The sequence below is a fragment of the Treponema sp. R6D11 genome (assembly GCF_054786075.1).
This window is the reverse complement of record NZ_BDHD01000091.1, coordinates 1-7,304: the sequence shown is the minus strand read 5'-3', so window position 1 is coordinate 7,304 and position 7,304 is coordinate 1. Positions and strand designations below refer to the sequence as shown.

Here is a 7,304-nt window from a genome sequence, read left to right as displayed (position 1 = left end):
GTTTCTTTATACTCCTTTTAAAACATTATTAAATAGTTTTACCGTTGGTGAAATTATGCGTAATAATGCGCGGAAAAATATGTGATTATCAGGGATAAATCACAAAAAAGGAGTTTTTATGAAAAAAACATTACTTATTATCGGACTGTTGATGTTGACAGTTACCATGGTTTTTGCTCAGGCTAAACCGCCAAAAGCAAAAAAGATTATTGACAAAAACGTATCTATTCAGGAAAGCGCTATTCTTTATTTCCCCAATGAAAGTTTTGTTTTAATGTTTGACGAAACCAAATTTGGCGTGGTTGGACCTTTGTCTACAATGAATTTGAAAGGCGCAGGAGGACAGAATGCTTCTCAGTACAAAATTGCGAATCCTATATTGCAGGTTCCGGCAGGCAAACATTCGGTTGTCGCAACTGTAGATCAAAGTCTGACTAATACGCCAAATGGATGCAGAAAAATAACCTATAATTTCCAGCCCGGACATTATTATCAAATGGCAACAGTGTTTAATAAAGTCGATGTCGGCGAAGCTACAAAGCAAATAATGAAAGATATGTTTACAAAGGGCATTGATTGGTGCTTTATAGACATTACCGATGAGGTAAATGCAGGAAAGAAAGATTATAAAGAAAAATGGGAAGCCATGAATAAAAATGGAGAAATGGGAAAAGACCAAGTTAGTCAAGTGTTTTCACTTGGAAAAGTAGTTGAATAACATATCGTAGTACATACTGCCCATTAACGGGCAGTATGCCTAAATATTGTAGACTGATGCTCAATAAGCACGACAAGGCGTTTGTCGAGTAAGAAAGAGACATCGTTAATCTGCTTCATAACCAGAACGTTTGAAAGCGTATTAATATCAATAGGTATATCCGTCGGGATAGGGATACCTTCGATTGCCGAGTAGAGTTCTCGCAGAACATCCGGATTACTGAACAGCGAAGAAAAGACGCTGTTCTTGTGGTTCCGGTTAACATTTTCCATGAAATGTCCTCCAAAATAAGATTTGTAGTTCCCTGCCTCAAAGCGGTTTGCCATTAAAAACGGCTAAAAAACTACATACCTTATATGGGTTGAAAGTGTCGTTTTGCTTGACTGAATTTGAAAAAATTTGAAAGATTTCTTACTTTTTTTACGCGTATATTACGATGACAGCACTTGAATAAACAAGTCTTTCTTTGTACATTAACTAAATAGAGGTATTGAAGTTGGCAAAAACCAGACTTTACTTAGACAATTGTTGCTTGAACAGACCTTATGATGACCAAACTAACCTCAATATTCGATTAGAAGCAGAAGCAAAACTCTTTATACAAAACGAGATATTAGAAAAAAATTATGAGCTTGCATGGTCTTTTATGATGGATTATGAAGTTTCCGCTAATCCGTTTTATGACAGGCAATTGGCTTTTATGAGGTGGAAAAATATAGCGGTTTTAGATATTGACCCTACAGAAAGAATATTAATAAGAGGTAGAGAAATAATGCAAAAAAATATAAAACAAAAAGACGCATTACATATTGCTTGCGCAATAAAAGCAGAATGTGATTATTTTTTAACAACGAACAGAAAAGTATTAAATAAAAATATTTCTGAAATAAAGTTTATAAACCCGCTTGATTTTATACGTCAATTTTATATAGAGGGAGGTGAAAAATGAGAACAGATACACTAATAAGAACAGAAGGTATGGATACTTTAATAAAAAATTTGGGATTAGTTGAAGCCGAACGATTTGTTATGCTCATACAAAAGGAGCCGTTTGATTATACAAAATGGCAGGAAAATCTATTTAAGGATATGACTATAGACGAAATATATAATAATGCGGCGGAATTAAGGCAAAAAATAAAACCATAAGCATGGAGCTTAGCATAAAAATTGTGTAAATGACCATAAAATGGTAGAAATACCGAAGGAGATAAAATGGTCATGGCACGAAAGAAGGAGAAAAAAAGGATATTGTCGACTTCAGGGGATTAACCCAAGAGGAGGTTGTAGGGCAAGACGGCTTAATAAAACAATTTGATTTTGATTGCTTTTTTCCATAGCCTTATTAGGGAATAATCTTAAGAGTTATTGTTTTGTCCAAGTTTGGCTTGCGCTGTCTGGTCTGGTGTATGTTCCGGGTGTTCCATAGTTTTTGTTATTTTTGTAAAATTTCTCCTGCAGATCTCCGGGAAACGCATGAGTTTTTAAATCATCGTAATAAATCATACCTTCAAATGTTACGCTTATCAGGCTGTCGCAATCTAAAAAAGCGCATTCCCCAATAAAGGTAATACTCTCAGGAATGGTTATCTCGGTAAGGCTAGTACAATTATAAAAAGCGTTAACATTAATTTTTGTAACATTGTTTCCAATAGTTACGCTTGTAAGGTTAGGGCATGAAGAAAAAGAAAAATCATCTATACTGGTAACGCTGTTTGGCAAGACTACGCTGACAAGGTTATTGCAGTTGCTAAAATAGAATTGCTCAATGTTGTTAATGTTATTGCTAGTAAGAATAAGATTGATAAGAATATTAGGATATTTTTTTATAATCTTTGCAATGTCCTCCAAATTATCAATATCCAACTCAATATCATAGGGAGTATTGCTTTGCGGGAGGCTTTGCAGATATGTTTCTAATTTATCTATGCTGTTAAAAGGTTCATGTGGGTGGTTGTTACTATTAAGCAGCCACTTGGCGTAAAGGGTCATGTCTTTTTTAGGTGTTCTTTCAAAATCCCATCTGGCAGTAAAGTAAATGTTATCAGTATACCAACCTTCAAAAGTGTAACCCACCATTGAAGGAGTTTGCGGTTCTGATATTTTTTCATTTTTGTAGATAATTTGAGATTCAACATAACTCCCCCCATTGCTTTCAAAAGTAATAGTTTTAGGTTGTAAAATATCTTCCATCCAGACATTATTGCAACCAGAAAAAAGAAGAATTATAACGCAAAAAGTAAATAGCAGTCTTAACTTTATTATTTTCCCATTATTGCATACGTTGTACATATATATAAAAATAATAATTTTTTTTGGTATCGGCAAATAAAAAACATTCAAATTAGAGATATATTCTACATTAAATTGATAAAAATAATCAATAAAAACAGGGATTTAACAATCTTAAAAATCCAACTATAATGTCCCTATGATTGATATTTACAAATCCGGAGCCTATGTAATAAAAGGCGCTCAAATAATAGCCGATGACGACAACGCACAGGCGAAATTGCGGCAGGGCGGCGTAACCGCTACCAAAGAGCAGGCAAAAAAGGGAACGATTTCCTATGGTATTTTGTCCGCTCATAATTCAGGCGACGACTGTAACCTTCGCCTTAAATTTGATTCTCTTGCTTCCCATGACATTACCTATGTGGGAATAATTCAGACCGCCCGCGCAAGCGGAATGGACAAGTTCCCCATGCCCTATGTGCTTACCAACTGCCACAACAGCCTGTGTGCGGTCGGGGGAACAATTAATCAGGACGATCATGTGTTTGCTCTTTCCGCCGCTAAAAAATACGGCGGTATTTATGTGCCGCCCCACCTTGCCGTTATCCACAGTTTTAACCGCGAAATGATGGCAGGTTGCGGTAAAATGATTTTAGGCTCGGACAGCCACACCCGTTACGGCGCGTTGGGAACAATGGCTGTCGGCGAAGGCGGCGGAGAACTAGCCAAACAGTTAGTGAACAGAACCTACGATATGGCGTATCCGCAAGTGGTGGGTATTTATCTTGAGGGACAGTTAGCTAAAGGAGTAGGATCGCAGGATGTTGCTCTTGCGATAATTGGCGCGGTTTTTAATAACGGCTATGTAAAAAACAAAGTGATGGAATTTATCGGAGAGGGAGTTGATAAACTGTCGATAGATTTCCGCAACGGAATCGACGTAATGACTACCGAGACCGCCTGCTGGTCTTCGATATGGGAAACTGACGACAATGTAAAAACATATCTTAAAGAGCGGGGAAGGGTAGGCGATTACAAAGAGCTAAAGCCAGCCGCCGTCGCTTACTATGACGGATTTATCAAGATTGATTTATCAAAAATAGAGCCGTGTATAGCTTTGCCGTTCCACCCAAGTAATGTGTACACAATTAAAGAACTGCAAAAAAACGCAAAAGATATTTTCGCTAAAATTGAAAAAGAAAATAAAGAGACAGGTCTTAACCTGAATCTTGGCGTTAAATACCATGACGGCGGGATATGGGCGGATCAGGCGATAATCGCAGGCTGTTCAGGCGGGATTTTTTCTAACATTATGGCGGCGGCGGATATATTAAATGGACACTCAACGGGAAGCGGTAATTTTTCATTGAGCGTATACCCCGAAAGCCAGCCTACTTATCTTGAACTGGTAAAAAATGGCGCTGTTGAAACATTTATGAAAACTGGCGCTCTTGTGCGCGAAGCTTTCTGCGGACCGTGTTTTGGAGCCGGAGATACGCCCGCAAATAACGAACTATCTATTCGCCACGTTACGCGCAATTTTCCGAATAGGGAAGGTTCAAAGCCGAATGACGGGCAGATTGCTTCTGTTGCTCTTATGGACGCGCGTTCAATCGCCGCTACTGCGGTTAACGGCGGTAAAATTACCTCCGCTACGGAAATAAACGTAAAATACGGCAAATACAAATTCTTTTTTGACAAAACCATTTACGAAAAGCGTGTGTACAACGGCGTTGGAAGTCCAAAAACGCAAACAGACTTGATCTTTGGTCCCAATATAAAAGACTGGACCAAGATGCCCGCTCTGCCTGAAAACCTTTTAATAAAAGTGGTAAGTTTTATAACAGATGCCGTTACCACTACCGATGAGTTAATTCCGTCGGGGGAAACTTCCTCGTATCGCTCAAATCCGCTAAAGCTGGCAGAATTTACTTTAAGCCGTAAAGACCCTTCCTACGTTAAGCGGGCAAAAGAGATACAGTCTCTTGAGGAGCAAAGAGGTAAAGGTAGCACCGACGGCGAATTGGAAAAGATACTGCACTCAATACAGAGCATTGCGGGCTGTTCGGGAATTGGACTTGCAAGCATCGGTATAGGAAGCGCTATTTTTGCCCGCAAACCCGGTGACGGTTCCGCAAGAGAGCAAGCCGCTTCCTGCCAGCGTGTACTTGGCGCATCCGCAAACCTCGCGCTTGAATACGCTACAAAGCGGTATAGATCGAACCTTATCAACTGGGGCATATTACCCTTCCTTGTTACGGACGAATCCGCCTTTTCAAACGGCGATTATATCTTTTTCCCCGGAATTAAGTCTGCTGTTCAAGAGAAGAAGGAACAAATCTCAGGCTATGTGTTAGGTGAAAAAACAGTAGAAATATCCGTCGCTCTGGGGGAACTGACGGATGCGGAGCGGCAGATACTGATTGATGGCTGTTTGATAAATTATTATGCGCGGTAAATTCAAAGTAGCGAATTAATATTCCACCTGCCAAAGAAATAGCCCCTGAGGGGGAAGGGTAGTACCCGCAAGGGATCTCTCCCCAGAAGCGATGATTTCCCGCAGTTTTTCAGGCGGCGTGTCCGCTTCTTCGTAGTGAAGGAAGGTTCCGGCTACGGAGCGAACCATGTTGCGAAGGAAGGCGTTGGCGCAGATTTCAAAAATTAGCGTATCTCCCGCCATGTAAAAGTACGCTCTGTAAACATAGCGATTTTTTGAAGCGCTTGTATCCCCCGCGCCTGCAAAAATAGAGCAGTCTGTTTCTCCCAAGAGCAGTCTGCCGTATTCGTTAAGAACCTCTACGCGCGGGAAACGGCGTAATTGCAGATTGTAGCGGCTTTCATGCGGCAGAAGAGGACGGCAGATAAATTGATAGCGGTAAATCCGCGCCTTTGCGCTGAATCGGGCGTGAAATTCCTTGTCTGTTTCTCTGGATTCAAGTACTCTTACCTCATGGGGCAAAGATGAGTTCAGCGCAGGAGCAAAACGTTCTGGGGGAATGCTTTCGATATCCGTGTAAAAATTGGCGACTTGCCCCACAGCGTGAACGCCTGAATCAGTCCTGCCTGAGCCTGTCAAGCCTACAGGGTGGCTGTGCAATTTTTCCAGAGCGTCTTCTATCACGCCCTGTACTGTTCTTTCGTTTTCCTGTCTCTGCCACCCGCAAAAATCTGTTCCGTCATAAGCGATGACAAGTTTGATATTCCTTTCCATGTTACTCGTTTTCGGAAAGTTCCTGATTGATTGTATCGTAGAGTTTTCTTGCGTGTTCAAGAAACGCGCCCGGTTTGTCTTTGGACGCCTTGCCCATGCCAAAGAGCTTTGCGATTGTGCGGCGCGCGTCTTCAAGGGACGTTTTTCTTTCATCTTCGTTGTGCGCGGGACCGTATTTGTAACGAAGGTAGGCGCACATGTATAACATTCCTTCGTAAGAATAATTTTTATCAGTGTCGGGACCAAAAACTTTTATGCCGGAAAGCGTTTCCCTGCCGCTCTGTTCGCGCGAAAGAGCCTCGTTGTAAAGATAATGCGCTTTTTTTCGGAAAAGAGTTCCAAGCCAGTCATAATGTTGATCGGGATATTTTTTATTAAGCTCGTCTAAAAGCCACGCGCAACGAATAGCGGCAAGACCCTGCTTAATTGTAGGGGAATTTTGTTTGTTGTAAAAATCATAACAACGTAAGGTAAGATACAATGAAGCCGCTCCGTCCATCAATGTTCTGTTTTCATGGAAATCGACGCCGGGGAAAATAGCCAAAGTATCTTTTGTGCGATTTTCCGTGTCGGCTTTTGCCGCATCAGCGTTTTCTTTTGGCAGTATCTGAAAATCATTTTCCATGGAAGAAAACCAACATTCAGGACAGACAATTGATTCGTATACAAGCGGAAAAATTATTCCGTATTTTTTTGAAGGCTCATAAAGCCTGTGAAGCTCATCTGTAAGTTTTCCCGCTATCAATCTGCCGCCGCCCGAAAAAAGCTCTTCTTTACGAAATTGAGCGTTACAAACAGGGCAGACAAATTCTTTTTTTGATTGATAAGTTAGTTTTAGTTCTTTGTCTTCGTCTTCTACTTTCTTTTTTTTTCTTACCATTTTACGCCCCCTCCAAAACGATCATGGCTATCGCGTTTTCCCTTTCGTGGGTAAGAGAAAGATGCACTTTATTTGCGCCTGATTTCTCAAATTCATTTTCCGCAGTTCCTGTTAATTTTATATCGGGCTTCCCTTTATCGTTGTTAATTACAATAATATCTTTTAATTCAATTCCTGCAAGCCCCGTGCCTAGAGCCTTGCCAAACGCCTCTTTTGCGGCAAATCTTGCGGCAAGAGTTTGAGCCGCGCTTTTTTTTCTG

General features: G+C 40.6%; 9 protein-coding genes. 4 read left to right on the top strand and 5 right to left on the bottom strand.

Annotation, left to right across the window (positions count from 1 at the left end; genetic code table 11):
* The first annotated feature begins 118 nt into the window (after positions 1–118).
* Positions 119–718: a hypothetical protein gene (locus ACYVTD_RS08495; RefSeq protein ID WP_461247345.1), complete on the top strand. Its 600-nt coding sequence runs from the start codon at positions 119–121 to the stop codon at positions 716–718.
* A gap of 23 nt (positions 719–741) precedes the next feature.
* Here the strand turns inward: ACYVTD_RS08495 and ACYVTD_RS08490 are convergent, their stop codons facing one another.
* The gene (locus ACYVTD_RS08490) at positions 742–990 is read right to left on the bottom strand and encodes a hypothetical protein (protein ID WP_461247344.1); all 249 of its coding nucleotides are present in this window, start codon (positions 988–990) and stop codon (positions 742–744) included.
* A gap of 224 nt (positions 991–1,214) precedes the next feature.
* On the opposite strand from ACYVTD_RS08490, the gene ACYVTD_RS08485 reads away from it, so the two are divergent.
* Together ACYVTD_RS08485 and ACYVTD_RS08480 are read left to right on the top strand one after the other, a co-directional pair.
* A complete protein-coding gene (locus ACYVTD_RS08485) occupies positions 1,215–1,667 on the top strand; it encodes a PIN domain-containing protein (RefSeq protein ID WP_461247343.1) in 453 nt (150 codons plus the stop codon).
* Positions 1,664–1,867, top strand: a complete 204-nt coding sequence (locus tag ACYVTD_RS08480; protein WP_461247342.1) for a hypothetical protein — start codon at positions 1,664–1,666, stop codon at positions 1,865–1,867. The genes ACYVTD_RS08485 and ACYVTD_RS08480 overlap by 4 nt, the downstream gene beginning before the upstream one ends.
* A 216-nt stretch (positions 1,868–2,083) precedes the next feature.
* On the opposite strand, the gene ACYVTD_RS08475 is transcribed toward ACYVTD_RS08480, so the two are convergent.
* Positions 2,084–3,010, bottom strand: a complete 927-nt coding sequence (locus tag ACYVTD_RS08475) for a leucine-rich repeat protein (protein ID WP_461247341.1) — start codon at positions 3,008–3,010, stop codon at positions 2,084–2,086.
* A gap of 139 nt (positions 3,011–3,149) precedes the next feature.
* On the opposite strand from ACYVTD_RS08475, the gene ACYVTD_RS08470 reads away from it, so the two are divergent.
* Positions 3,150–5,411: a hydratase gene (locus ACYVTD_RS08470; protein WP_461247340.1), complete on the top strand. Its 2,262-nt coding sequence runs from the start codon at positions 3,150–3,152 to the stop codon at positions 5,409–5,411.
* Between the two features lie 15 nt (positions 5,412–5,426).
* On the opposite strand, the gene truA is transcribed toward ACYVTD_RS08470, so the two are convergent.
* From truA to acpS, 3 genes are all read right to left on the bottom strand, one after another.
* Positions 5,427–6,164, bottom strand: coding sequence for a tRNA pseudouridine(38-40) synthase TruA (gene truA, locus ACYVTD_RS08465; RefSeq protein WP_461247339.1), 738 nt, complete (start codon positions 6,162–6,164; stop codon positions 5,427–5,429).
* 1 nt (position 6,165) lies between these two features.
* On the bottom strand, positions 6,166–7,044 hold the full coding sequence (locus ACYVTD_RS08460) for a DUF2225 domain-containing protein (protein ID WP_461247338.1): 879 nt from the start codon (positions 7,042–7,044) through the stop codon (positions 6,166–6,168).
* 1 nt (position 7,045) lies between these two features.
* Positions 7,046–7,304: holo-ACP synthase (acpS, locus tag ACYVTD_RS08455; protein ID WP_461247337.1), on the bottom strand; the 259-nt coding region annotated here is incomplete at its 5' end.